The sequence below is a fragment of the Streptomyces sp. NPDC058620 genome, assembly GCF_042717135.1.
In the GTDB taxonomy this organism is placed as follows: Bacteria; Actinomycetota; Actinomycetes; order Streptomycetales; family Streptomycetaceae; genus Streptomyces.
The window spans coordinates 153129-176568 of record NZ_JBHXQO010000002.1 but is presented as its reverse complement, the minus strand read 5'-3'; the positions used below and the strand labels follow the sequence as shown (position 1 = coordinate 176568).

The window sequence follows — 23440 nt, the reverse complement described above, 5'->3', positions numbered from 1 at the left end:
TCGATTGGGTCAGATGCCAGCCGCCGCCCCCCGCCTCTCCAGACGCGCAACCGCGACGGCGGCGGCCGTCGCGGCGCTGTTGCTGGCGATCCTGCTCAGTCTGGCCGTGGGCGCACGGTCCATCCCGCCGTCCGAGGTGTACGACGCCCTCGTGCACGGCGGGCACTCGGACGCCGCCGAAGTGATCCGGAACATGCGGGTGCCGCGCACCGTCATCGGGCTGATGGTCGGCGCCGCACTGGCCCTCGCGGGCACGGTGCTCCAGGGCATCACCCGTAACCCGATCGCCGACCCCGGCATCCTCGGCATCAGCCAGGGCGCGTCGGTGGGCGTCGTGCTGGCCATCGCGTACGCCGGAATCCACACCCTCACCGGGTACGTGTGGTTCGCGTTCGCCGGGGCCGCCGCCGCGTCCGTCGCCGTGTACGCCATCGCGTCGAGCGGGCGGGGCGGGGCGACGCCGGTCAAGCTGGCGCTGGGCGGCGCAGCGATCAACGCGCTCCTGGTGTCGGTGACCAGTGCCGTACTGACGACCAACGCCGCCGCACTCGACGAGTTCCGCTTCTGGCAGGTCGGTTCGATCGCCGGGCGCGAGGCCGAGGTGGCGCAGCAGATCTGGCCGTTCCTCCTCTTCGGCGCGGTGCTCGTGCTGTCGGTGTCGCGGGGTCTGGACGCGCTGGCTCTCGGCGAGGACGTGGCGAAGGGGCTCGGGCAGAAGGTCGCGACGGTACGGATCGTCGGCGGCATCGGCGCCACCGTGCTGACCGGTGCCGCGGTCGCTGCGGCCGGGCCCATCGCCTTCATCGGTCTCGCCGTCCCGCACATCGCCCGCGCGATCGTCGGCAGCGACCACCGGTGGGTGCTGCCCATGGCGGCTCTGATCGGGCCCGTGATGCTGCTCGTCTCGGATGTGATCGGCCGGATCGTGTTCCCGCCGAGCGAGGTCCCCGCAGGGGTGATGACCGCGCTGATCGGGGTGCCGTTCCTGGTCGCCCTCGTGCGCCGGAAGGCGGTACCCGCGTGAGCGCCACGACCTCGGTGCACAAGCCCGTGCGCCCGGCCGGGTACGGCCTCGTACGGATAGGGGCCCGCGGCCGGTTCCTCCTCCACCGGCGCTCCGGCGTCGTCGCGGCGGCCCTCGCGCTCTTCCTGGCGGCGGTCTCCGTCGCGTACCTCTGCCTCGGCGAGAGCCTCGTGGCTCCCGGAGAGGTGCTGAAGGTGGTCTTCGGGCAGCCGTCGGCCGACGAGCTCGTCGTGGGCACGCTGCGGCTGCCACGGCTGGTCGTCGGACTGCTCGTCGGACTGGCCTTCGGGATCGCCGGGGCCCTGATCCAGACGGTGACCCGCAATCCGCTGGCGAGCCCCGACATCATCGGCATCAGCCAGGGTGCGAGCGCGCTGACGGTCGGGTCGATGACGTTCGGCATCACCTCGTACGCCGTCCTGCCCTATCTGTCCGTCATCGGCGGTGTCGCCGCCGCGGCCCTCGTGTACGCCTTCGCGTGGCGCGGCGGGCTGCACGCCACCCGCTTCGTCCTCATCGGGATCGGCTTCGCGATCGCGCTGCGGTCGGTCACCACCCTGTTCCTGACCAAGGGCGACTATCTGGTCGCCCAGCAGGCCCAGATCTGGATGACAGGCTCGCTGAACGGGCGCGGCTGGAACGAGGCCGCGCCGATCGGCTGGACCCTGCTCGTCCTGCTGCCCGCCGTCCTGTGGGCGGCGCGGGCACAGCGCTCCGTCTCGATGGACGACGACACCGCGACGGCGCTCGGCGTACGGCTCGGCCGCGTACGCCTCGGGCTCGTCGCGATCGGCGTGATCCTGGCGTCGGTGGCGACGGGGACGGCGGGCCCGGTCGACTTCGTGGCCCTGCTCGCCCCGCAGATCGCCCGCCGGATGACGCGTACGGCTCAGATTCCGCTGCTCTGCTCGGCGCTGCTCGGCGCGGTGATCGTCGTGTCCGCCGATCTCCTCGCGCGCCGGCTCTTCTCGCCCACCGAAATGCCGGTGGGCGTCCTGACGGCGGCGGTCGGCGCCCCGTATCTGATCTGGCTGATCGTCCGTGGCCACAGTGGCCGCCGTGGAGGAAACGCATGAGCACAACCGGTACCGGTACCCGCACCGCCGCCGCGACCAGCCGGCTCACGGTGCGTGAACTGACCCTCGCCTACGAGGACCGCACCGTCGTCCACGAGCTCGACCTGGCGGTCCCCGACGGACAGGTCACGGTGATCGTCGGCCCGAACGCCTGCGGCAAGTCGACGACCCTGCGGGCACTCGGCCGGCTCCTGAAGCCGCGCGGCGGGGCGGTGCTCCTGGACGGCACCGAGCTCTCGAAGATCCCCACGAAGAGGATCGCCCAGTCGATCGGGCTGCTCCCGCAGACCCCGGTGGCCCCGGAGGCGATCACCGTCTCGGACCTGGTCGCGCGCGGCCGCCAGCCGCACCAGCACTGGTGGCAGCAGTGGTCGGACGAGGACGAGCGGGCGGTCACGGAGGCCATGGCCCGTACGGACGTCTCGGGCCTCGCCGACCGCTCGGTGGACGAACTCTCCGGCGGCCAGCGCCAGCGCGTGTGGATCGCGATGGCGCTGGCGCAGGAGACGGATCTGCTGCTGCTCGACGAGCCGACGACGTACCTGGACATCTCCCACCAGGTGGAGGTCCTGAACCTGGTCCGCCGGCTCGCCGCCCCGGCGGCGGACGGCACCCGCGGCCGTACGGTCGTCACGGTCCTCCACGACCTCAACCAGGCCGCCCGCTACGCCGACCACCTGATCGCCATGAAGGAGGGCCGCATCGTCGCCGAGGGCCACCCCTCGGACGTCGTCACCGCGGACCTCGTCCGCGAGGTCTTCGGCCTGGAAGCGGTGATCGTCCCGGACCCGGTGACGGGCTCCCCGCTGGTGGTCCCAGGCGCGCCCTGGACTCCGTCTGCGGGCTGACCCGGGAGGGGTTCCGGCCGGGGCCGGTGTTCAGGCGCCTCTGCGTGAACGCCAGATCAGATACAGGGCCGAGGCCACCGCTGCCGTGCGGACCACCACCGGCCAGGTGGCCGTGAGGACCTCGCCCATCCCGTGGTCCGGGATCGGGGCGCCCCACTGGCCGTCCTGGCGGCCCCAGAGCCAGACGAGGGCTCCCGCGACAACCACTCCGGGCAGGCCCATGGCCGCCCACTTCGCCTCGGCCCTCGACAGCTTGCGGGAGCTGTAGGCCAGCAGCCAGCCGCCTGCCAGGGCCAGCCACGAGCCCATGAAGGCGCCCGCGATCAGCAGGGCGGCGGCCAGGAGCAGCAGGGGGTTCGAGAGGCGGGCCCGGGGGGTGGATTCCACAGCTTCCGCCGGGGCTTCCCCGGCAGCCTTCCGGCGGCGCAGGCGCAGCCTTCTGCGGGGCCGGGGCTCCGGGGCCGGGTCCTCGGCCCCGGAGGGCTCCACCTCGGCCTCTTCCGGCCGTACCGGAGGAGGGGGCGGCTTCAGCATCTCGGGGATCTCCACGCCGCCGAAGAAGCCCGGCACGCTCACCCCCTCGCTGAGCGGCCCCGGTTCGACGCGCCACCACTCCGGGACGCCGCCGGGCCCGGACGGTGCCTGGTCCAGGCCCGCCATGTGGGGTGCCTGCGCGGACGGCCAGCCCGGCACCGGACCCGTGTCCGAGTCCTCCTCGGCCGGAGCCGGCGCCGACGCGCCCTTGCGGGACGTGTCTTTACGGAGCAGTCCGCGCCGCGGCCGGGGCACGGCGCGCGGGCTTCCCGCCTCCGGCTCCGGCGCCGTACGCGGCGCGGGCAGCGACACCGCCGCGTCGGCCGAATCGGCTGCCGCGGCGACCAGTTCGTCCGGCGTGCCGAGCCCGCCGATGATGCGCCGCACCACCGCCGGAGAGTCCGCGCCGGACGTCCCGCGCTGCCGCTCGATCTCGCCCCGCAGCGTCGACACGAGTCTCATCCGGACGCCCGATGAAAGCTGTTGCTGCTGGGCCAGGTCCCCGACCCGGCTCAGATAGTCGTAGACGAGCTGGTCGCTCTCGATCCCCACTCCGTCGTTCCCCTCTACCCGCGCTGCCCCGACCGTAGCGTTTCAGCGGCTACCGTGGGACGGATGGGGACGACCACACCACCGCGCACGCTCGCCGAAGCCCTGCGCGCCAGGGGCGACGAATCGCTGGCACGGCTTCTGCGTGCCCGCCCCGACCTGCTCAGCCCCGTGCCGAACGACATCACCCAACTCGCCACCAGGGCGGGCACCCGGGCCTCAGTCGTCCGCGCACTGGAGCATCTGGACCGCTTCGCGCTGCAGACCGCGGAGGCGCTGGCCGTCGCACCGGACCCGGCGCCGTACAACACGCTGCTCTCCCTCCTCACGGGTGACGGCCAGGACGACGGCGACCAGCGCGACGAGGCGGGCGCGGCGATCGCCGCCGCGCTGCCCGCCGCCCTCGCGAATCTGCGCGAACAGGCCCTCGTCTGGGGCGAGGACGAGCGGCTGCACCTGGTGCGTACCGCACGCGAGCTGCTCGCCCCGTCCCCCCAGCACCCCTCCCCCACCGGGCTCGGCCCGACCGTCGCCGAGGCCACGGCGGGCATGTCGCCCGGCCGGCTCCAGGAGATCCTGACCGCCGCGGGGCTGCCCGCCACGCACGACCCGGTCTCGGCGGTGACCGCGCTGGCCGGGCTGTTCACCGACCGGACGAGGATGGCGGCCCTGCTGGACACCGCGCCGGTCGAGGCCCTGTCCGTACTGGACCGGCTGGTGTGGGGCCCGCCGTACGGGGAGGTCACGCCGAACCCCACCCCGCCCGTGAAGTGGCTCCGTGACCGGGGGCTGCTCCTGCCCGTGTCGACCCGCACCGTCGTGCTGCCGCGCGAGGCGGCGCTCCATCTGCGGGCCGGTCGCGCCCACCGCGTACCGGAACCGGTGGCGCCGACCGTCGAGGCCGCCGCCGAGCGTGATCCACAGGCTGTGGACAGGGCCGCCGCCGGGCAGGCCTTCATGGCGCTGTCCACGATCGAGGAGCTGCTGAAGCTCTGGAACGGCGGCGGCCCCGCCATCCTCCGGGCGGGCGGCCTGAGCGTCCGCGAGCTCAAGCGGGCCGCGAGCGCGATGGACGTCTCCGAGCCGGTCGCCGCCTTCTGGGCCGAACTCACCTACGCGGCCGGGCTGCTGGCCCCCGACGGGGAGACGGACGAGCGGTACGCGGCGACGCCCGCGTACGACGACTGGCTCGAACTCCCCGCCCAGGACCGCTGGGTGCACCTCGCCACCGCCTGGCTCGCCGCCACCCGCACCGCGGGCCTGGTCGGCGGGCAGGACGCCAAGGGGCGGGCGCTCTCCGCGCTCGGCCCCGAACTGGACCGCTCCGCCGCGCCCGAGGTACGCCACCGGGTGCTGGCCCTGCTCGCCGCGCTGCCCCCGGGCACCGCACCCGACCCGGCCGGCCTGCTCGCCCGGCTGCGCTGGGAACGCCCGTTGCGCACGGGAGCCCGTGGCGGGGCGACGACCCCGGCCGGCTCCGCGTCGGGCACCCCGTCCAGGGCTGCCGGTACGGGATACGGCGCGCCGCCGGCCGCCGCGTCCACCGCCCCCGGCGACACCTCGGACCTGCGCTCCCGGCTCGCGCTGTGGACGCTCAACGAGGCGGAACTCCTCGGCATCACCGGCCGGGGCGCCCTCTCCTCGCAGGCCCGCGCCCTGCTGACGGACGGCCCGGACGAGGCAGCCGCACGCCTCGCCCCGCTCGTCCCCGAACCGCTCGATCACGTGCTGCTCCAGGCCGACCTGACGGCCGTCGCCCCGGGCCCGCTGAAGCGCCCCCTCGCCGAGATGCTGTCGGTGCTCGCGGACATCGAGTCCAAGGGCGGCGCGACCGTCTACCGCTTCACCCCCGGCTCCGTACGCCGCGCCCTGGACGCCGGGCAGGCCGCCACCGACCTGCACGCCTTCCTCGCCGCCCACAGCCGTACGCCGGTGCCGCAGCCGCTCAGCTACCTCATCGACGACGTGGCACGCCGCCACGGTCATCTGCGGATCGGCTCCGCCTCCGCGTACGTACGCTGCGACGACGAGGCCGTGCTCAACGAGATCCTCGCCGACAGGCGCTCGGCGACCCTGCGGCTGCGCAGGCTCGCGCCGACCGTGCTGGCCGCCCAGACCGATCCGGCGTCCCTCCTGGAGGGGCTGCGCGAGATGGGATTCGCACCGGCCGCCGAGTCCGCCGAGGGCGACGTCCTGATCACCCGGGCGGGCGCCCGCCGCACCCCGCCCCGCTCGGCCCCCACCCCCGTCCCCGAGGGCCCGCCCGTCCCGGACGACACCCTGCTGGGCGCCGCGGTGCGGGCGATCCGCGCCGGGGACACGGCGGCCACGGTCGTCCGCAAGGACGGCGCCGAGGCTCCGTCGGCCGGCTCCCTGCCCCGTACGACCTCCGCCGAGACCCTGGCAACGGTCCAGGCCGCCGCCATGACGGGCTCCGCGGTCTGGATCGGCTACGTCAACGCGGAAGGTGCGGCCAGCCAGCGCGTGATCGCCCCGGTCCGGGTCGAGGGCGGCTTCGTCACGGCCTTCGACCACACGGCCGACGAGATCCGGACGTACCCGCTCCACCGGATCACGGGCGTCGCCGAACTGGCGGACGACACGGGGGCGTGACGCGGGCCGGACCCACCCGGCCCCGCCTCGCCCGATGTGACGTTCTCGGCCTCCCGGGCGCAGAAAGAAGCATGTTCCGTCCCTCCCCCCGGTCCTGGCTGCTCCTTGCCGTACCCGTCCTCGCGCTCCTCGTGCTGACGGTATGGCCGGCCTACCGCCCAGCCGCGTCCGAGCAGCTCACGCACTCCCGGCTCGACCTCCCCGCCGAGCGGCTGACGGACGTCCCGCTGCCCGGCAGGGGCAGCCCCACGGCACTGCTCTCCTCGTGCGGGGTGGACGACTGGCCCCGGCCCGCGGCGCGCGGCAAGGGGGAGCGGAGCCGTGACCCGCAGCTGGTGTTCGGCGGCTGGGGCTCGTCCGGCCCGGGCCCGAACAGGCCGGGCGAGCCGCGCTTCACCGTCCACCTGGCGCTGGGCACCGACCGTCTGCCGCTGCTGCTGGCCGCGCCCCTCGACGTCGGCAACGTCACCCTCGACATCTTCGGCCCCCACGGCGAGGGCCGCCGCGCCTCGGCACGGGGCCTCTCGGCCACCGTCGTGAACGCGAGCTTCGAGGGCAAGCCGGTCCGGCCCCCGAAGTCCGGCAGCTTCCGTGTCGAGCCCGGCGCGACCCTCCTCCTGGACGTGGACCTGCCGGCCGGCGCCGTGTGCCCCGGCTACACCCTGAACGATGTGGGCCGCTGCCTGCCCGAACCCACCAACGACTCCGCCGACTGCCCGGTACTGACCCTCACCCTCACCGACCCGGCGATCCGCGCCTACCGCGCGGTGACGACCGGAGAGCCCCCTGCGGGGCTGAGCGACCGCCTCGTCGTGGTCTCGGACGAACCGGAGGTCTCCCGGGCCTGACCCCGGCGCGAGAGCCCGGCCTCCAGCGGCAATGTGACGGAGGCGTCCGCACCCCGCGCCTTCGAGCCACGCACCAATCGCCCCGCATGCGGCACACTGGACGTTTGGCCGTTCCCAGCTGCACCCAGCTGTCTCCGCGGCCGATCCCAGCAGCAGGGCAGAAGTCCCAGCAGCAGAACAGAAAGGGCCGAAGCGCGTGACCGGACCTCTCATCGTCCAGAGCGACAAGACGCTGCTCCTCGAAGTCGACCACGAGCTGGCGGACGCCTGCCGTCGGGTGATCGCCCCCTTCGCGGAGCTGGAGCGTGCGCCCGAGCACATCCACACCTACCGGGTGACCCCCCTCGGCCTGTGGAACGCCCGCGCCGCCGGGCACGACGCCGAGCAGGTCGTCGACGCGCTGGTGGAGTACTCCCGCTACCCCGTGCCGCACGCGCTCCTGGTCGACATCGCCGAGACGATGGCCCGGTACGGCCGCCTCACCCTCTCCAAGCACCCGGTGCACGGCCTCGTCCTGACCACCACCGACCGTCCCGTACTGGAGGAGATCCTCCGGTCGAAGAAGGTCGCTCCCCTCGTGGGCGAGCGCATCGACCCGGACACCGTCGCCGTGCACCCCTCCGAGCGCGGGCAGATCAAGCAGACGCTGCTGAGGCTCGGCTGGCCCGCCGAGGACCTCGCGGGGTACGTCGACGGGGAGGCCCACCCCATCGAGCTGGCCGAGGACGGCTGGTCGCTGCGCCCGTACCAGAAGCAGGCCGTCGAAGGCTTCTGGCACGGCGGTTCCGGAGTCGTCGTCCTGCCCTGTGGAGCGGGAAAGACACTGGTCGGGGCCGGTGCGATGGCCGAGGCGAAGGCGACCACGCTGATCCTGGTCACCAACACCGTCTCCGCCCGCCAGTGGAAGCACGAGCTGGTGAAGCGCACCTCGCTGACCGAGGACGAGATCGGCGAGTACAGCGGTACGCGCAAGGAGATCCGGCCGGTCACCATCGCCACCTACCAGGTGCTGACGACCCGCCGCAAGGGCATCTACCCGCACCTGGAGCTGTTCGACTCCCGTGACTGGGGCCTGGTGATCTACGACGAGGTGCATCTGCTGCCCGCCCCCGTCTTCAAGTTCACCGCCGACCTCCAGGCACGGCGGCGGCTCGGCCTCACGGCGACCCTCGTCCGGGAGGACGGGCGCGAGTCGGACGTCTTCTCGCTCATCGGGCCGAAGAGGTTCGACGCGCCGTGGAAGGAGATCGAGGCGCAGGGCTACATCGCGCCCGCCGACTGTGTCGAGGTCCGGGTCAATCTGACGGACTCGGAGCGGCTGGCGTACGCGACGGCGGAGGCGGAGGAGAAGTACCGGTTCTGCGCCACGACGGCGACGAAGCGCAGGGTCACGGAGGCCCTGGTCGCCAAGCACAAGGGCGAGCAGACCTTGGTGATCGGGCAGTACATCGACCAGCTCGACGAGCTGGGTGAGCATCTGAACGCCCCGGTGATCAAGGGCGAGACGAGCAACGCCCAGCGCGAGATCCTCTTCGACGCCTTCCGCCAGGGCGAGATCAGCGTCCTGGTCGTGTCGAAGGTCGCCAACTTCTCGATCGACCTGCCGGAGGCCACCGTGGCCATCCAGGTGTCGGGCACGTTCGGCTCGCGCCAGGAGGAGGCGCAGCGGCTCGGACGTGTGCTGCGGCCGAAGGCCGACGGGCACGAGGCCCGGTTCTACTCGGTGGTGGCGCGCGACACGATCGACCAGGACTTCGCGGCTCACCGCCAGCGCTTCCTGGCCGAGCAGGGTTACGCGTACCGGATCGTGGACGCGGACGAGCTGCTGACGGAGAGCTGAGCGGCGCCGCGGGCTGTCCGCCGCCGCTCCGGGGGACTCAACGGCGGCGGCGGACGCCCGCCTCTTCCGCGTACTCGCCGAGGACGGCCACGCGGAACGCGGTGCGCAGGAAGACCACGGCGGCGCGGAGCGCGTCGCCGGCGCGGTGGCTGGGGTGCTGACCGGTGGCCGCGGTCGCGCCGTGCGCGGGGCCGGTTCTGCGGGGGTTCAGATACACGGTGCTCATGTATTCAATGGTGCGCCGCCCGGCCCGGTGCGTCGTCGGTCTGCGGGCTGAAGCTCTCGGGGGCGGGTGTCCCCCTCGGGTCGCACGGCGTCCCCTACGGGGTGGAGTGCCCCCAATACGTTCGACCGGGCGGGCCGCCGTGGATACAATCGCCGGTCTGCCCGCCTCCCGCACCGTGGTACCGGCCTCCGCCGGCAGCCGGGGGAGCGCCGCCGGCCGGACGGAAACCGGCCGACACCTACGCGTACATCCCTGAGCGGATCACGTCGTCTCCCGTCGTACCGGAGAGCGCGGTCCGCCGTCCTGCGTTGAAAAGTCGGAGGCAACACCGTGCCCGCGCACGAAACGGAAAGCGACACCACCACCAAGCCTCTGGACGCCCCGGACCCCCTGGCGCGTGAGCGCAACCATCTCGCGGCGTCCCGCGCCGCACTCCGCGCGATGCGCGAGGACGTGCAGTCCCTCGACATCCGCGACGTCACCGCGAACTGGGTCAACTCCGTCGTCCTCCAGGCCCAGATGGACGACCGCATCAAGGCACTCGCCGATCTCTCCCACACCCCGCTGTTCTTCGGACGCCTCGACTATCTGCACCGGGTCGGTGCGGAGCAGGCGGAGGGCGCCGAGGGCGAGCAGTTCTACATCGGCCGTCGCCACGTCCATGACGCCGACGGCGACCCGATGGTCATCGACTGGCGCGCGCCGGTCTCCCAGCCGTTCTACCGGGCGTCCAAGAAGGACCCGCAGGACGTCGGCCAGCGGCGCCGCTTCGGATACACGGGCGGCGAGCTGACCGCGTACGAGGACGAACACCTCACCGACCCGACCGAGACCGAGCAGACCAGCAGGCTCCTCCAGGCGGAGATCGAGCGGCCCCGCGTCGGCCCGATGCGCGACATCGTGGCCACGATCCAGCCCGAGCAGGACGAGATCGTACGAAGCGGGCTCGGCGGGACGGTGTGCGTGCAGGGAGGCCCCGGCACCGGCAAGACCGCCGTCGGCCTGCACCGGGTCGCCTTCCTCCTGTACGCGCACCGCGAGCGGCTGGCCCGTACCGGGACCCTGGTGATCGGGCCGAACCGCTCCTTCCTCCACTACATCGAGCAGGTGCTGCCCGCGCTCGGTGAGCTGGAGGTGAAGCAGGCCACCGTCGACGACCTGGTGACGGCGCACATCGAGGTCCGCGGGACGGACGAGGCCGCCGCCGCCGTGGTCAAGGGCGACGCCCGGATGGCGGAGGTCCTGCGGCGCGCGATCCGTTCGCACGTGTCGCCGCCGGCGGAACCCGTCATGGTGGTGCGCGGTTCGCGCCGCTGGCGGGTGCCCGTGTACGAACTGGAGGAGATCGTCAAGGAGTTGCTGGCCCGCGACATCCGGTACGGCGCCGCCCACGAGGCACTCCCCCAGCGCATCGCGCACTGCGTCCTGACCCGGATGGAGGAGGCGGGCGAGGCGCCCGACGACCGGGTGCAGAACGCGGTGGCCCGCACTCCCGCGGTGAAGGCGGCAGTCAAGGCGGCCTGGCCCGCGGTCGACCCGGCGAAGCTGGTGCTGCGGCTGCTGTCCGACGCTGAGTTCCTGGCCGCGCACGCGGACGGCCTCCTCACCGGGGACGAGCAGAAGACGATCCTCTGGTCCAGGCCGCCGCGCAGCGTGAAGTCCGCGAGGTGGTCGCTCGCGGACGCGGTGCTGATCGACGAGGCGGGCGACCTGGTGGCCCGTACGCCCTCGCTCGGCCATGTCGTCATCGACGAGGCGCAGGACCTGTCGCCCATGCAGTACCGGGCGGTGGGCCGGCGCTGCTCGACCGGTTCGGCGACGGTGCTCGGCGACCTCGCGCAGGGCACGACCCCGTGGTCGACGGAGAGCTGGGAACAGGCCCTCTTCCACCTGGGCAAGCCGGACGCGCTGGTCGAGGAGCTGACGGCGGGCTTCCGTGTGCCCCGCGAGGTCATCGCGTACGCCTCGCGGCTGCTGCCCGCGATCTCTCCCGGCCTGGCCCCGGTGGAGTCGGTGCGTGAGTCGCCGGGCTCGATGGCCGTACGCGAGGTGGCGGAGCCGTCCGGACTGGACGCGGCGGTGCTCGCGGCCTGCGAGGAGTCGCTGACCCACGAGGGCTCCATCGGCCTGATCGCCGCCGACGCCCGGGTCCCGGCCCTCGCCGCGGCCCTGGAGGCGGCGGGCCACGCGTATCTCTCCCCCGGCGAGGAGACGACCGCCGAGTCCCGCCTGACCCTGGTCCCGGCCTCGCTGGCCAAGGGTCTGGAGTACGACTACGTGGTCCTGGACGAACCGGCGGCCGTGGTCGACGGCGAACCGGACGAACGCACGGGTCTGCGCCGCCTGTACGTGGCACTGACCCGGGCGGTCTCGGGCCTGATCGTGCTCCACGCGGCCCCGCTGCCGGGCGCCTTGGCGTAGACGCACGGGAGGGGTGCCGGAGAGGTGCCGGAGCGGAATCCGGCACCCCCGCGCGGTCATCGGCAGGGCGCGGGGCCGCGCCGGTTCACAAGATCACGGTGAAGCAAAATCCTCGCTCGCGGATGCCTTCATATGCCGACAACTTCCCCCATCGTCGGCTTACTGGATCACCAAGTCCCCTTAATGATCAGCCTGTTCGCGGCCGGGGGGCTGCCCTGATCCGCAATGTCACCGGACGAAATATCACTGGACACCAGGGAAGGCGATTCACATGCGCACTCTTCGCAAGGCGGGCGTTTTAGCCGCAGCCGCCACAGCCTGTGCCACCTCACTCGTGGCCGCACCGCACGCCTTCGCGGGCGATGAGCCGGCCACGCCGCGGGTGACCACCGTGAAGCTGTCCCCGAACGCCGACGCCGAAACGCGCGCCATCGCCAAGAGCCAGAGCGCGGCCGTGGTGGCCGCGGCCAATATCTGCGGCGCCACGTACGAGCTCGACGACGCGAAGCCGCTGCCCAACACGACGACGCGCCACGGGACTCTGTTCTTCTACAGCAACGCCGGCGCGACGAGTGCCTGCGCCATCCTGGACAACAACACGCCCGGCAGCGCCAATTACATGGACCTGCGAATCTGGGCGGGCAACAACACGGCGGGCGCCGATGTCGACAAGGGCTCCTTCTCCCAGTACGCGGGCCCGGTCTACAGCAGCACCTCCGCCGCCGGAGGCCGGTGCGTCGGCCTGTCCGCGCTGATGAAGAACGAGGCCGGGACGTCGAATCTGATCAACTGGAAGGGCGGCTACATCTTCAGCGCCTCCGCCGGTTCGGAGTGCGTCGCCTGAACAGCCCGAACAGCCCGACCGGGCACTGAGCGACGAAGCCCCTGGTGGGCGGTTCTCGGCGGAGAACCTTCTTCACCAGGGGCTTCTGCCCGTCTCAAGGCCCTTCTCAGCGCCCGCCTCACGGCCCGCCCGGGGGAAGTGAAGGGATGGCCGCGACCGTCACCGCCCCCTCCGGCAGACACTCGATCAGCACGTCGCCACCGAGCGGGTGGAGCCAGAAGTGCGGCTGGGCGTCCTCGATCTCCCGCGCGTGACGCACGAGCAGCCAGGCGGGGAGGACCACGGTCGGTACGGCCAGGTTCCCCCAGAACACGACGACGAGAGCGTCCTGTGCCACCCAGGGAGCGCACAGCTCCGCGGCCAGCGCGGCCCAGGCGTCACTGTCGGGGCACCAGCGCCGCTCCACGTCGGGAACACCGCTCCAGTCGATCTCACAACTGCTGCGCGCCGGGAACCTGTTCAGGCTCCCGGCCGCGAGCTGTCGGTCGTCCGCGTAGTCGAGCAGCAGGATGTGCCGCGCCGCCTCGCCCCGGCGATCGGTCATGAAGGGCGGAAGGTACTCCGGGTGGCTTCCGTAGCCATGGGCGCTCATCACGGACCCCGTTCGCCCGGCCCTCACCCGTCCAGGGCCACGCGCCATTCCCGTACCGCCGCCGCGTCCACCGGTGACGACCAGCCGCCGGGGCGGGCCGCTCCGCCGATGTGGACGGCGTCGATGCCGCCGGCGCGGAGCCGGGGCAGGTGGTCGAGGGTGAGGCCGCCGCCGACCAGGATCTGGGGCTCGTAGCCGGGCGTGCCCGAGCGGGACGCCTCGGCCAGGAGGGTCGGGATGCCGTCGTCGACGCCGCTCGCCGCGCCCGCCGTGAGGTAGGTGTCCAGGCCGGGGAGGTCGGCGAGTGCCTTGCGCAGGGCGTCGCGGTCGGCGGCGCGGTCGATCGCCCGGTGGAAGGTCCACCGGCAGCCGTCCAGCTCGGCGACGAGCCGTTCGACGGCGACCAGATCGGGGTGGCCCTCCTCGTCGAGGAAACCGAGGACGAATTCCTCCGCCCCCTCGGCCCGCATCTCGCGGGCCTTCTCCACCAGTACGTCGACGTCGCCGGCGGCGAATCCGTCCGCGACCCTGAGCATGACGCGCAGGGGAATGTCCACGGCGGACCGGATCTCCGCGAAGGTCTCGCGGGACGGTGTCAGGCCGTCCGCGGCCATGTCGGCGACCAGTTCGAGGCGGTCCGCACCACCCGCCCGGGCAGCGACCGCGTCCTCTGCGTCGAGAGCGATCACCTCCAGGACTGCACGGTTGCTCATGGGTCCCCATTCCTCCAGATAACAGCTATAGGTCTAGTCCAATGCCAGCCTACGGGTCGCACGACGGAAGGTGCGGCTCCCCATGTAAACGTGCGGCGAAGGAGATACGCGAGGCCGCACCGCCGCCGAGTGGATCACTCCTTGCGTTTCATAGGGGTGGGGGGTATACATATGAAGAGCGGATACCCTAGGGGGGTATCTAGCCCGGGTATCAAATACAGGTACCAGACGCCAGGGAGGAACCCCGTGTCCGCGCACACCGCCACACCCGACGCCACCGCAGCCGGCACAGCCGCCGAGGTGGAGCTCGCCATCGGCGGCATGACCTGCGCCTCGTGCGCGGCCCGGATCGAGAAGAAGCTGAACCGGATGGACGGGGTCGAGGCCACCGTCAACTACGCCACCGAGAAGGCCAAGGTCAGCTACCGGGGCGCGGACGTCTCCGTACAGGACCTGATCGCCACCGTCGAAGCCACCGGCTACACCGCGCAGGAGCCCGCTCCCCCGGTACGCCCCGGGGACGGGACCCCGCAGGAGCCGGAGGCCGACGAACTGCGCCCGCTGCGGCAGCGGCTGCTGACCGCCGTCACGCTCGCCGTGCCCGTCATCGCGATGGCGATGATCCCGGCGCTCCAGTTCGACTACTGGCAGTGGCTCTCCCTCACCCTCACCGCCCCCGTCGTCACCTACGCGGCCTGGCCCTTCCACCGCACCGCCTGGACCAACGCCAAGCACGGCGCGGCGACGATGGACACGCTGATCTCGGTCGGCACCTCGGCCGCGTTCCTCTGGTCGGTGTGGGCCCTCTTCTTCGGCACCGCGGGCATGGCCGGGATGACCCACCCCTTCGAGCTGACCATCGGCCGCAGCGACGGCGCGGGGAACATCTACCTCGAAGCCGCTGCCGGAGTCACCGCGTTCATCCTGGCCGGGCGCTACTTCGAGGCCCGCTCCAAGCGCAAGGCGGGCGCCGCGCTCAAGGCACTCCTGGAGCTCGGCGCGAAGGAGGTCACCGTCCTGCGCGACGGTGGCGAAGTGACCGTCGCGACCGCCGACCTCCAGGTCGGGGACCGCTTCCTGGTCCGCCCCGGCGAGAAGATCGCCACCGACGGCACGGTCGTCGAGGGCTCGTCGGCGGTCGACGCCTCGATGCTCACCGGCGAGTCCGTCCCCGTCGAGGCCGGCGCGGGTGACTCCGTCACCGGGGCCACCCTCAACGCGGGCGGCCGGCTCGTCGTCGAAGCCACCCGGGTCGGCGCCGACACCCAGCTCGCCCGGATGGCCAAGCTCGTCGAGGACGCCCAGAACGGCAAGGCCGCGGCCCAGCGCCTCGCCGACCGCATCTCGGCGGTCTTCGTGCCCATCGTGATCGCCCTCGCGCTCGGCACGCTCGGCTTCTGGCTCGGCAACGGCGCCGGTCTCACGGCCGCGTTCACCGCCGCCGTCGCCGTACTGATCATCGCCTGCCCCTGCGCCCTCGGCCTCGCCACACCGACCGCCCTCATGGTCGGCACGGGACGCGGCGCCCAGCTCGGCATCCTCATCAAGGGACCCGAGGTCCTGGAGACCACCCGACGCGTCGACACGATCGTCCTCGACAAGACCGGCACCGTCACCACCGGCCGCATGACCCTCCTCAACGTCCACACCGCCGAGGGCACCACCGAAACCGACGTCCTGCGCATCGCCGGAGCCCTGGAACACTCCTCCGAACACCCCATCGCCCAGGCCGTCGCCGCAGGCGCCGCCGAACACACCGGCACCGCACTCCCCACCCCCGAGGACTTCGCCAACATCGCGGGTCTCGGTGTCCAGGGCATCGTCGAGGGCCACGCCGTCCTCGTCGGCCGTGAGCAGCTGCTCGCCGAGTGGGAGATCCACCTGCCGGTGGAGCTGGCCCGCAGCAAGGCCGCGGCGGAGGCCGCCGGACGGACCGCGATCGCCGTCGCCTGGGACGGGGAGGCGCGGGCGGTCCTCGAAGTCGCCGACGCGGTGAAGGACACCAGCGCCGAGGCGATCCGCCGGCTGCGGGACCTGGGGCTGGCCCCGATCCTGCTCACCGGCGACAACAGGGCCGTCGCGGAAGCGGTCGCGGCCGAGGTCGGGATCGACGAGGTGTACGCGCAGGTCATGCCGGAGGACAAGGTCGACGTCGTCAAGCGCCTCCAGGCGCAGGGCCGTTCGGTCGCCATGGTCGGGGACGGCGTCAACGACGCCGCCGCGCTCGCCCAGGCCGACCTGGGTCTGGCGATGGGCACGGGAACGGACGCCGCGATCGAGGCCGGTGACCTGACCCTGGTACGCGGAGACCTGCGGGCCGCCGCGGACGCCATCCGGCTGTCGCGCCGGACGCTCGGCACGATCCGTACGAACCTGTTCTGGGCCTTCGCCTACAACGTCGGCGCCCTGCCGCTCGCCGCCGCCGGCCTGCTCAACCCGATGATCGCGGGGGCCGCGATGGCCTTCTCCTCCGTCTTCGTGGTCGGCAACTCGCTGCGACTGCGGGGCTTCAAGGCCGCGGCGTAGGGGACTCCGCCCCCGGCCCCGCAAAACGGCTGCCCGTAAGCGATCCGAACGAGGTTCAGGCAGTGCTGTCCGAGGGTGCCTCGGGTTTCGTGTGCAGGATCTCGCGTGCCTGGTTCGCGGCGCGGGCGATGCTCTCGCTGACGAAGTCGAGGAAGCGGGCGGCGTTTTCGAGCCGAACGGCTGCCGGGGTGCCGGGGCCGAGGATGCTGACGCCCTGCCGCGCGGTCTCGCCGAGCTGGATGGTGGAACGGGCGCTGGCCATCATCGACTGGTACCAGACGTCGTCGTCGACGACATAGCGCTCGCGGCGGCGTTCGTCGCGTTCCCGGCGGACGAGACCCTGGCTCTCCGCGAACGTGATCGCTTTGGAGACGGACGCCGGGCTGACCTGAAGACGCTGGACGAGTTCGGACGCGGTGAGGCTGCCCGCGTCGCTGGTGAAGAGGCAGGCCAGCACCCGGGACATCATCTTGGGCGCGCCCGAAGCCATGAAGACGGTGGTGAGCATCTCCTCGTACTCGCGTACCGCCTCGGCGTCGGGTCCGTCGGCCTGCGGGGGCGCCTTCGGGTCCCGGGGTGCGGCCTGCCTGCGGCGGTGGGACCGGTGCTCGGTGGCGCGGTGCGCGAGGTCGGCGCGGTAGGCGGTGGGGCCGCCGTTGCGCATCACCTCGCGCGTGATCGTCGAGGTCGGACGGTCGAGGCCCCTGGCGATCTCCGCGTAGGCGAGGCCGTCGGCCAGTCCCAGCGCGATCTGCTGGCGTTCCTGCTGAGTGAGCCTGCCTCCCGGCATCGCGGTCTCCTTCGTGTCCTGTGGAGTCTCCAGCATAGCGTTCACCTCCACTTCATTGCAACGCATGAGGAAGTGTCGTTGCGTTAGATTCGAAACCATTGCAACGAAATCCTGCATGCGACCTGCAATGCTGGGGTCGTTGCGCAACGAAGTCGTTGCTAGATCTGTAAACGCAACGTAGCTTTTCCCTCATCGGAAACAGCGGGCGGAAAGAGTCCGCGCCGCGGAAGAGGAGAGCACGATGCAGAAGTTCGACACCCCCACCCCGGTCTCCGCCGTCCTCGACATCCCCGCAGGACGCATCAGGTTCATCGCCGCCGACCGGGCGGACACCACGGTCGAGATCCTGCCCGCGGACGCCTCGAATGGCAGCGACGTGAAGGCGGCGGAGCGGACCACGGTCGAATACGGCGACGGCGTCCTGCGGATCGCGGCCTCACCGGCGAAGAACCGGATCCTCGGCACGTCCGGATCCGTCGAGGTGACCATCCAGCTGCCCGCCGGTTCCCGCGTCGAGGCGAAGGCGGCCAGCGCCGAGTTCCGGGGCGTCGGACGGCTCGGCGACGTCGCCTTCGAGGGTGCGCAGGGCACGGTGAAGCTCGACGAGACCGCGAGCGCCCGCCTCACCCTCCTCGCCGGTGACGTCTCGGTCGGCCGCCTGGGCGGCCCCGCGGAGATCAGCACCCAGAAGGGCGACATCCGCATCGCCGAGGCCGTGCGCGGCACGGTCGTGTTGCGCACCGAGTCCGGCGAGGTGTCGGTCGGTGCCGCCCGCGGAGTCTCCGCCTCCCTGGACGCCGGCACCGCCTACGGCCGCATCCACAACGCGCTCAAGAACACCGACGGCGCCGACGCCGGCCTGACCATCCACGCGAGCACCTCCTACGGCGACATCACCGCCCGCAGCCTCTGATTCCCCCTCAGCCTCTAGAAGGAGCACCTCTCATGACCAGCTTGGCCATCGCGGCGAACGGGCTGCGCAAGTCCTACGGTGACAAGGTCGTGCTCGACGGCGTCGACCTGGCCGTCCCCGAAGGAACGGTCTTCGCACTGCTCGGTCCGAACGGCGCCGGCAAGACCACCGCCGTCAAGATCCTCTCCACACTCATCACCGCCGACGCCGGGGACCTGCACGTCGGCGGCCACGACCTGGCCACCGACCCGCAGGCGGTTCGCGCGGCGATCGGTGTCACGGGTCAGTTCTCCGCCGTGGACGGTCTGATCACCGGCGAGGAGAACATGCTCCTCATGGCGGACCTGCACCACCTCTCCAAGAGCGAGGGACGGCGGGTCGCCGCCGAACTCCTGGAGCGCTTCGACCTGGTGGACGCGGCGAAGAAGCCCGCCTCCACCTACTCCGGCGGCATGAAACGCCGCCTCGACCTGGCCATGACCCTGGTCGGCAACCCGCGGATCATCTTCCTCGACGAACCCACCACCGGCCTCGACCCCCGCTCCCGTCACAGCATGTGGCAGATCATCCGCGAACTCGTCAGGGGCGGCGTCACCGTCTTCCTCACCACCCAGTACCTGGAAGAGGCCGACGAACTCGCCGACCGCATCGCGGTACTCAACGACGGCACAATCGCCGCACAGGGCACCGCGGAAGAACTCAAGCGCCTCATCCCCGGCGGCCACGTGCGACTCCGCTTCGCCGACCCGGCCGCGTACCAGTCCGCCACCGCCGCGCTGCGCGACGTCACCCGCGACGACGAAGCGCTGGCCCTGTCCATCCCCAGCGACGGCACCCAGCGCGAGCTGCGCACCATCCTCGACCGGCTGGACTCCGCCGGGATCGAGGCCGACGAACTGACCGTGCACACCCCCGACCTCGACGACGTGTTCTTCGCCCTCACCAGCCAGACCCAGGTCCCCAACCAGCCCAAGGAGAACGTCCGATGAGCTCTCTCTCCCTCGCCGTGCGCGACTCCAGCACGATGCTGCGCCGCAACCTGCTGCACGCCCGCCGCTACCCCTCCCTCACCCTGAACCTGCTGCTCACACCGATCATGCTGCTGCTGCTCTTCGTCTACATCTTCGGCGACGCGATGAGCTCCGTCGTCGGCGGCGGCGGCCCGGACCGCTCCGCCTACATCGCCTACGTCGTCCCCGGCCTGCTCCTCATGACCATCGGCAGCACCACCATCGGCACCGCCGTCTCCGTCTCCAACGACATGACAGAGGGCATCATCGCCCGCTTCCGCACCATGGCCATCCACCGCCCCTCCGTCCTCATCGGCCACGTCGTCGGCAGCGTCATGCAATCCGTCATCAGCGTCATCCTCGTCGCCGCCGTCGGCCTCGCCATCGGCTTCCGCTCCACCGACGCCACCGCCCTGGAATGGCTCGCCGCCTTCGGACTCCTGGTCCTCTTCGCCACCGCGCTCACCTGGATCGCCGTCGGCATGGGCCTCATCAGCCCGACCGCCGAAGCCGCCAGCAACAACGCCCTGCCCCTGATCCTGCTGCCGCTCCTCTCCAGCGCCTTCACCCCGCTCGACTCGATGCCCGGCTGGTTCCAGCCCATCGCCGAATACCAGCCCTTCACCCCCGCCATCGAAACCCTCCGCGGCCTGCTCCTCGGCACCGAGATCGGCCACAACGGATGGCTCGCCATCGCCTGGTGCGTCGGCCTCACCCTGCTCGGCTACTACTGGTCCACCTCCAAGTTCAACAGCGACCCCAAGTAACCGCCATGACGCCGCGGGCCACCACCCGCACCACCTACCGCCCAGGGCGGCGTACCCGACACCACGTCGACGTACGCCGCCCATCCGCGTTCTCCACCCGGCACGAGCTTCCCCCCCCTCACGCCAGAACGAACCGCACCCCCACCCCCGGCCCCACCCGCGCCGCCCCCGCGAGCGCCCGCTCCGGGACGACGCCGATCACCGGGTAACCGCCCGTCGTCGGATGGTCGTTGAGGAACACCACCGGCCGCCCGTCCGGCGGCACCTGGATCGCGCCGAGCACCATGCCCTCGCTGGGCAGTTCACCGTCCCGGGCGCGTTGCAGGGCAGGACCCTCCGTGCGCAGCCCGATGCGGTTGCTGCGCACCGACACCCGGTACGCGGCCGTGGTGAGCGTGCGCAGCGCGGTGTCCGTGAACCAGGTGTGGCGGGGACCGAGATGCACGGGGAGTACGAGTTCGGCGGGCGCCCCCGGCCAGGGCACCGCGTCGGGGGCCGGCGGACAGGGCCCCGGCCGCCCCAGCGGCACCACGTCCCCGTCCCGCAGAGGCGCAGGTCCCAGCCCCGAGAGCAGATCCGCGGAACGGCTGCCGAGCACCGCGTCCGGCTCCAGTCCGCCCGCGAACGCCAGGTAACTGCGCAGCCCGCTCACCGCGGGCCCCGCCTCCAGGACCGCCCCTTCCGGTACGCGGACCGGCGCGCCCCACGCCACCGGCCGGCCGTCCACCGTCACCCGGCACACCGCACCGCCGACGACGGCGACCACGGACCGGCCCGTCCGGACCGCGCGGACCGCGCAGCCGGTGACCGTGGTCTCCAGCACCGCGGCGGACACCGGATTGCCGACGAGCCGGTTGGCGAGACGATGGGAGGGGGCGTCCAGAGCCCCGGCCCGCCCCACGCCCAGGTGCGCCCACCCGGTGCGGCCCTGGTCCTGCACGGTGGTCAGCGCCCCGGCCCGCACCACTTCCAGCCCTCCGGTCACCCCCGCACCCCCTCAGCCGACCACGACAACGCTGACGACGCCGCCACGAAACGCACACGCGTGCCCGGGGCCAGCAGCGCGGCCGGTTCGCGCGCCGGGTTCCACAGCTCGCCCGGCTCCGGCATCCGCCCGATCAGCTGCCAGCCACCGGGCGAGTCACGCGGATACACACCGGTGTACGGCCCCGCGAGGGCGACCGCGCCCGCCCCGACGCTGGTACGAGGCGTCGCGCGCCGGGGCACGTGCAGGTGTCCGGGCAGCCCGGTGAGGTAGCCGAAACCGGGGGCGAAGCCGCAGAAGGCCACCCGGAACTCGGTCTCCGCGTGCATGCGCGGCACCTCGGCGACGCCCACGCCCCACGCCTCGGCGACGTCCGCGAGATCCGGGCCGTCGTAGACGACGGGGATCTCGACCGCCTCACCGGTCGCGCGGCGCAGCCCCGGTATGCGCCAGGAGGCGAGTTCCGCCGCGAACTGTTCCCGGCCCCGCACTCCGCCGTCCCTCCCGGTGTACGTGATGCCGTCGAGCAGGACGGTCCGCGCCCCGGGTACGAGGTCGCGCACGGCGGGCAGCTCCCCGCGTGCGCGCCGCCGCAGCAGCTCGGCGTGCAGGGCTTCCGCCTCGTCCCCGGACGCGCACTCGATCAGCAGGGCATCGGGCCCGACGGACAGCACCCGCACCCCGGAGGCAGCCGGCGTACTCATGCGAAGGGCCGCACGCCGACGCCCGCGTCCTCCAGCGCCGTTCTGACCCGGCGGGCGAGCGCCGCGGCGCCCGGGGTGTCGCCGTGGACGCACAGGGAGCGGGCGGCGACCGGTACGCGCGTGCCGTCGGAGGCCGTGACGCTCCGCGCGACGGCCATCCCGAGGCTGCGGGCCACCACCTCGTCCGGGTCGTGCACGACCGCCCCGGGCTCGCCGCGCGGGACGAGCGTGCCCTGCGGGGTGTACGCCCGGTCGGCGAAGGCTTCCTCGACCGGGGTGAGCCCGGCGGCCCCGGCGTGGGCGAGCAGCCGGGAGCCGGGCAGGCCGAGGACCGCGAGGCGGCCGCCCGCCAGCACGACGCCCGCGACGACGGCGGCCGCCTGCTCGTCGTCCCGGACGGTCCGGTTGTAGAGGGCGCCGTGCGGCTTCACGTACGAGACCGTCGATCCGGCGGCTTCCGCGAAGACCCGCAGGGCCCCGATCTGGTAGGCGACCTCGGCGGTCAGTTCGGCGGCCGGCACGTCCATCGAGCGGCGCCCGAACCCGGCCAGGTCGCGGTACGAGACCTGCGCCCCGATCCGTACGCCCCGGGCCGCGGCGGAATCGCAGACGCGCCGCATGACGGACGCGTCGCCCGCGTGGAAGCCGCAGGCCACGTTGGCGCTGGTGACGGTCGCGAGCAACGCGTCGTCATCGGTGAGCGTCCACTGCCCGAAGCCCTCGCCGAGATCCGCGTTGAGATCGATGACGGAGGCCGCGCCGACGGCACCCGTGCCGAGTCGCGCGCCCGTGTCCGTGGCTGTGTCCGTGGCTGTATCCGTGTCCGTGCCGAGGTCTGTCACAGCCGCAAGCTAGCGAGTGTTCAACCGCCCGACAAGGACGGCCCCCCAGCCCCCGCCCACACCCCGCCCTAGAGTCGCCCCATGACCGACAGCGCCCAGAGCCCCCTCCGTATCCGCTGGCAGGAATCCCTCGTCGCCGTCCGGGGCGGCGCCGGGGGCCCCGACCCGCTGCCGTACGCCGACAACCTCCTGGCACGCTGGGCCGAACCCCAGCGGCGCTACCACACCACCGCCCACCTGGCCGCGGTCCTGGACCGGATCGACACGCTCGCCGGCCACGCGTCGGACCCGGACGTGGTGCGGCTCGCCGCCTGGTTCCACGACGCGGTCTACCGTCCCGACCGCTCCGAGAACGAGGAGCGCAGCGCCGTACTCGCCGAGCGCGCCCTGGCCGAGGCCGGTGTTCCCGAGGACGCCACCGCGGAGGTGGTCCGGCTGGTGCGCCTCACCGTCACCCACGATCCGGCGGACGGCGACACCAACGGCGAGGTGCTGTGCGACGCGGATCTGGCGGTCCTGGCGTCGGGCCCGAAGGAGTACGCGGAGTACGCGGCGCAGGTGCGCGAGGAGTACGCGTTCGTCCCGGACGAGGCGTTCCGGGAGGGCCGGGCGGCGGTGCTGCGGCAGCTCCTGGGGCTGCCCAGACTGTTTCGTACCCCGCTCGGCATCGCGGAGTGGGAGCCGAGGGCGCGGCAGAACCTGATGACCGAACTGGAGCTGCTGTCGGGAATGTGAGCGTCGGAATGGGTGTTGCCGAGTGTCATGCCCGATTCTG

21 protein-coding genes are annotated in these 23440 nt (G+C 72.5%); 13 read left to right on the top strand and 8 right to left on the bottom strand.

The window, feature by feature from the left end:
* Window positions 1-13: 13 nt before the first annotated feature.
* The 3 genes from ACFWSK_RS03230 to ACFWSK_RS03220 are packed head-to-tail and all read left to right on the top strand — an operon-like array spanning window position 14 to window position 2948.
* Window positions 14-1024, top strand: coding sequence for a FecCD family ABC transporter permease (locus tag ACFWSK_RS03230; protein WP_383781230.1), 1011 nt, complete (start codon window positions 14-16; stop codon window positions 1022-1024).
* Window positions 1021-2100, top strand: coding sequence for a FecCD family ABC transporter permease (locus ACFWSK_RS03225; RefSeq protein WP_383781227.1), 1080 nt, complete (start codon window positions 1021-1023; stop codon window positions 2098-2100). The genes ACFWSK_RS03230 and ACFWSK_RS03225 overlap by 4 nt, the downstream gene beginning before the upstream one ends.
* Entirely contained in the window at window positions 2097-2948 is an 852-nt protein-coding gene (locus ACFWSK_RS03220; RefSeq protein ID WP_383781225.1) for an ABC transporter ATP-binding protein, read from the top strand. Before ACFWSK_RS03225 ends, ACFWSK_RS03220 begins: the two co-directional genes overlap by 4 nt.
* Before the next feature lie 30 nt (window positions 2949-2978).
* Here ACFWSK_RS03220 and ACFWSK_RS03215 read toward each other — a convergent pair whose 3' ends face one another.
* Window positions 2979-4034: a hypothetical protein gene (locus ACFWSK_RS03215; protein WP_383781222.1), complete on the bottom strand. Its 1056-nt coding sequence runs from the start codon at window positions 4032-4034 to the stop codon at window positions 2979-2981.
* A 63-nt stretch (window positions 4035-4097) separates the two neighbouring features.
* Here ACFWSK_RS03215 and ACFWSK_RS03210 point away from each other — a divergent pair, with 63 nt between their 5' ends.
* The 3 genes from ACFWSK_RS03210 to ACFWSK_RS03200 all read left to right on the top strand — a co-directional run bounded on the left by ACFWSK_RS03210 (window position 4098) and on the right by ACFWSK_RS03200 (window position 9332).
* Window positions 4098-6644 carry a helicase C-terminal domain-containing protein gene (locus tag ACFWSK_RS03210; RefSeq protein ID WP_383781219.1) on the top strand — a complete coding sequence of 849 codons (2547 nt, stop codon included), beginning with the start codon at window positions 4098-4100 and terminating at the stop codon, window positions 6642-6644.
* Between the two features lie 71 nt (window positions 6645-6715).
* A complete protein-coding gene (locus ACFWSK_RS03205) occupies window positions 6716-7492 on the top strand; it encodes a hypothetical protein (protein WP_383781217.1) in 777 nt (258 codons plus the stop codon).
* 196 nt (window positions 7493-7688) lie between these two features.
* Window positions 7689-9332 (top strand): DNA repair helicase XPB, encoded by a 1644-nt coding sequence (locus ACFWSK_RS03200; RefSeq protein ID WP_383781215.1) that lies wholly within the window; start codon window positions 7689-7691, stop codon window positions 9330-9332.
* Window positions 9333-9369: 37 nt separating this feature from the next.
* Here ACFWSK_RS03200 and ACFWSK_RS03195 read toward each other — a convergent pair whose 3' ends face one another.
* Window positions 9370-9558, bottom strand: a complete 189-nt coding sequence (locus ACFWSK_RS03195; protein ID WP_383781213.1) for a hypothetical protein — start codon at window positions 9556-9558, stop codon at window positions 9370-9372.
* A gap of 330 nt (window positions 9559-9888) precedes the next feature.
* Here ACFWSK_RS03195 and ACFWSK_RS03190 point away from each other — a divergent pair, with 330 nt between their 5' ends.
* On the top strand, window positions 9889-11979 hold the full coding sequence (locus tag ACFWSK_RS03190) for a HelD family protein (protein ID WP_383781210.1): 2091 nt from the start codon (window positions 9889-9891) through the stop codon (window positions 11977-11979).
* A 271-nt stretch (window positions 11980-12250) separates the two neighbouring features.
* Window positions 12251-12823, top strand: coding sequence for a hypothetical protein (locus ACFWSK_RS03185; protein WP_383781207.1), 573 nt, complete (start codon window positions 12251-12253; stop codon window positions 12821-12823).
* Window positions 12824-12941: 118 nt separating this feature from the next.
* Here the strand turns inward: ACFWSK_RS03185 and ACFWSK_RS03180 are convergent, their stop codons facing one another.
* Together ACFWSK_RS03180 and ACFWSK_RS03175 are read right to left on the bottom strand one after the other, a co-directional pair.
* Complete coding sequence (locus tag ACFWSK_RS03180; RefSeq protein WP_383781204.1) at window positions 12942-13367, bottom strand: hypothetical protein; 426 nt, start codon at window positions 13365-13367, stop codon at window positions 12942-12944.
* 71 nt (window positions 13368-13438) lie between these two features.
* Window positions 13439-14128: a copper homeostasis protein CutC gene (locus tag ACFWSK_RS03175; protein WP_383781202.1), complete on the bottom strand. Its 690-nt coding sequence runs from the start codon at window positions 14126-14128 to the stop codon at window positions 13439-13441.
* A 246-nt stretch (window positions 14129-14374) separates the two neighbouring features.
* Between ACFWSK_RS03175 and ACFWSK_RS03170 the strand changes: the two genes are divergently transcribed.
* The gene (locus ACFWSK_RS03170; RefSeq protein WP_383781199.1) at window positions 14375-16654 is read left to right on the top strand and encodes a heavy metal translocating P-type ATPase; all 2280 of its coding nucleotides are present in this window, start codon (window positions 14375-14377) and stop codon (window positions 16652-16654) included.
* 55 nt (window positions 16655-16709) lie between these two features.
* Here ACFWSK_RS03170 and ACFWSK_RS03165 read toward each other — a convergent pair whose 3' ends face one another.
* Window positions 16710-17444, bottom strand: a complete 735-nt coding sequence (locus ACFWSK_RS03165; protein WP_383781899.1) for a helix-turn-helix domain-containing protein — start codon at window positions 17442-17444, stop codon at window positions 16710-16712.
* Between the two features lie 241 nt (window positions 17445-17685).
* Between ACFWSK_RS03165 and ACFWSK_RS03160 the strand changes: the two genes are divergently transcribed.
* The 3 genes from ACFWSK_RS03160 to ACFWSK_RS03150 are packed head-to-tail and all read left to right on the top strand — an operon-like array spanning window position 17686 to window position 20134.
* Window positions 17686-18357: a DUF4097 family beta strand repeat-containing protein gene (locus ACFWSK_RS03160; protein WP_383781196.1), complete on the top strand. Its 672-nt coding sequence runs from the start codon at window positions 17686-17688 to the stop codon at window positions 18355-18357.
* Between the two features lie 32 nt (window positions 18358-18389).
* A complete protein-coding gene (locus tag ACFWSK_RS03155) occupies window positions 18390-19346 on the top strand; it encodes an ATP-binding cassette domain-containing protein (protein ID WP_383781194.1) in 957 nt (318 codons plus the stop codon).
* Window positions 19343-20134: an ABC transporter permease gene (locus tag ACFWSK_RS03150; RefSeq protein WP_383781191.1), complete on the top strand. Its 792-nt coding sequence runs from the start codon at window positions 19343-19345 to the stop codon at window positions 20132-20134. The genes ACFWSK_RS03155 and ACFWSK_RS03150 overlap by 4 nt, the downstream gene beginning before the upstream one ends.
* 118 nt (window positions 20135-20252) lie before the next feature.
* Here the strand turns inward: ACFWSK_RS03150 and ACFWSK_RS03145 are convergent, their stop codons facing one another.
* Genes ACFWSK_RS03145 through ACFWSK_RS03135 form a run of 3 tightly spaced genes read right to left on the bottom strand, consistent with a single transcriptional unit; the run spans window position 20253 to window position 22569 of the window.
* Window positions 20253-21119, bottom strand: a complete 867-nt coding sequence (locus ACFWSK_RS03145; RefSeq protein ID WP_383781188.1) for a biotin-dependent carboxyltransferase family protein — start codon at window positions 21117-21119, stop codon at window positions 20253-20255.
* On the bottom strand, window positions 21116-21823 hold the full coding sequence (locus ACFWSK_RS03140; protein WP_383781185.1) for an allophanate hydrolase subunit 1: 708 nt from the start codon (window positions 21821-21823) through the stop codon (window positions 21116-21118). The genes ACFWSK_RS03145 and ACFWSK_RS03140 overlap by 4 nt, the downstream gene beginning before the upstream one ends.
* Window positions 21820-22569, bottom strand: a complete 750-nt coding sequence (locus ACFWSK_RS03135) for a LamB/YcsF family protein (RefSeq protein WP_383781896.1) — start codon at window positions 22567-22569, stop codon at window positions 21820-21822. The genes ACFWSK_RS03140 and ACFWSK_RS03135 overlap by 4 nt, the downstream gene beginning before the upstream one ends.
* 177 nt (window positions 22570-22746) lie before the next feature.
* Between ACFWSK_RS03135 and ACFWSK_RS03130 the strand changes: the two genes are divergently transcribed.
* The gene (locus ACFWSK_RS03130; RefSeq protein ID WP_383781183.1) at window positions 22747-23400 is read left to right on the top strand and encodes a hypothetical protein; all 654 of its coding nucleotides are present in this window, start codon (window positions 22747-22749) and stop codon (window positions 23398-23400) included.
* Window positions 23401-23440: the final 40 nt, after the last annotated feature.

What these genes read in the sequence shown, in the direction of transcription:
- ACFWSK_RS03195 (WP_383781213.1), bottom strand. Translation starts at nt 9,558, where the DNA reads ATGAGCACCGTGTATCTGAACCCCCGCAGAACCGGCCCCGCGCACGGC.
- ACFWSK_RS03230 (WP_383781230.1), top strand. Translation starts at nt 14, where the DNA reads ATGCCAGCCGCCGCCCCCCGCCTCTCCAGACGCGCAACCGCGACGGCG.
- ACFWSK_RS03130 (WP_383781183.1), top strand. Translation starts at nt 22,747, where the DNA reads ATGACCGACAGCGCCCAGAGCCCCCTCCGTATCCGCTGGCAGGAATCC.
- ACFWSK_RS03180 (WP_383781204.1), bottom strand. Translation starts at nt 13,367, where the DNA reads ATGACCGATCGCCGGGGCGAGGCGGCGCGGCACATCCTGCTGCTCGAC.
- ACFWSK_RS03210 (WP_383781219.1), top strand. Translation starts at nt 4,098, where the DNA reads ATGGGGACGACCACACCACCGCGCACGCTCGCCGAAGCCCTGCGCGCC.
- ACFWSK_RS03165 (WP_383781899.1), bottom strand. Translation starts at nt 17,444, where the DNA reads ATGCCGGGAGGCAGGCTCACTCAGCAGGAACGCCAGCAGATCGCGCTG.
- ACFWSK_RS03205 (WP_383781217.1), top strand. Translation starts at nt 6,716, where the DNA reads ATGTTCCGTCCCTCCCCCCGGTCCTGGCTGCTCCTTGCCGTACCCGTC.
- ACFWSK_RS03150 (WP_383781191.1), top strand. Translation starts at nt 19,343, where the DNA reads ATGAGCTCTCTCTCCCTCGCCGTGCGCGACTCCAGCACGATGCTGCGC.
- ACFWSK_RS03220 (WP_383781225.1), top strand. Translation starts at nt 2,097, where the DNA reads ATGAGCACAACCGGTACCGGTACCCGCACCGCCGCCGCGACCAGCCGG.
- ACFWSK_RS03140 (WP_383781185.1), bottom strand. Translation starts at nt 21,823, where the DNA reads ATGAGTACGCCGGCTGCCTCCGGGGTGCGGGTGCTGTCCGTCGGGCCC.
- ACFWSK_RS03160 (WP_383781196.1), top strand. Translation starts at nt 17,686, where the DNA reads ATGCAGAAGTTCGACACCCCCACCCCGGTCTCCGCCGTCCTCGACATC.
- ACFWSK_RS03185 (WP_383781207.1), top strand. Translation starts at nt 12,251, where the DNA reads ATGCGCACTCTTCGCAAGGCGGGCGTTTTAGCCGCAGCCGCCACAGCC.
- ACFWSK_RS03155 (WP_383781194.1), top strand. Translation starts at nt 18,390, where the DNA reads ATGACCAGCTTGGCCATCGCGGCGAACGGGCTGCGCAAGTCCTACGGT.
- ACFWSK_RS03175 (WP_383781202.1), bottom strand. Translation starts at nt 14,128, where the DNA reads ATGAGCAACCGTGCAGTCCTGGAGGTGATCGCTCTCGACGCAGAGGAC.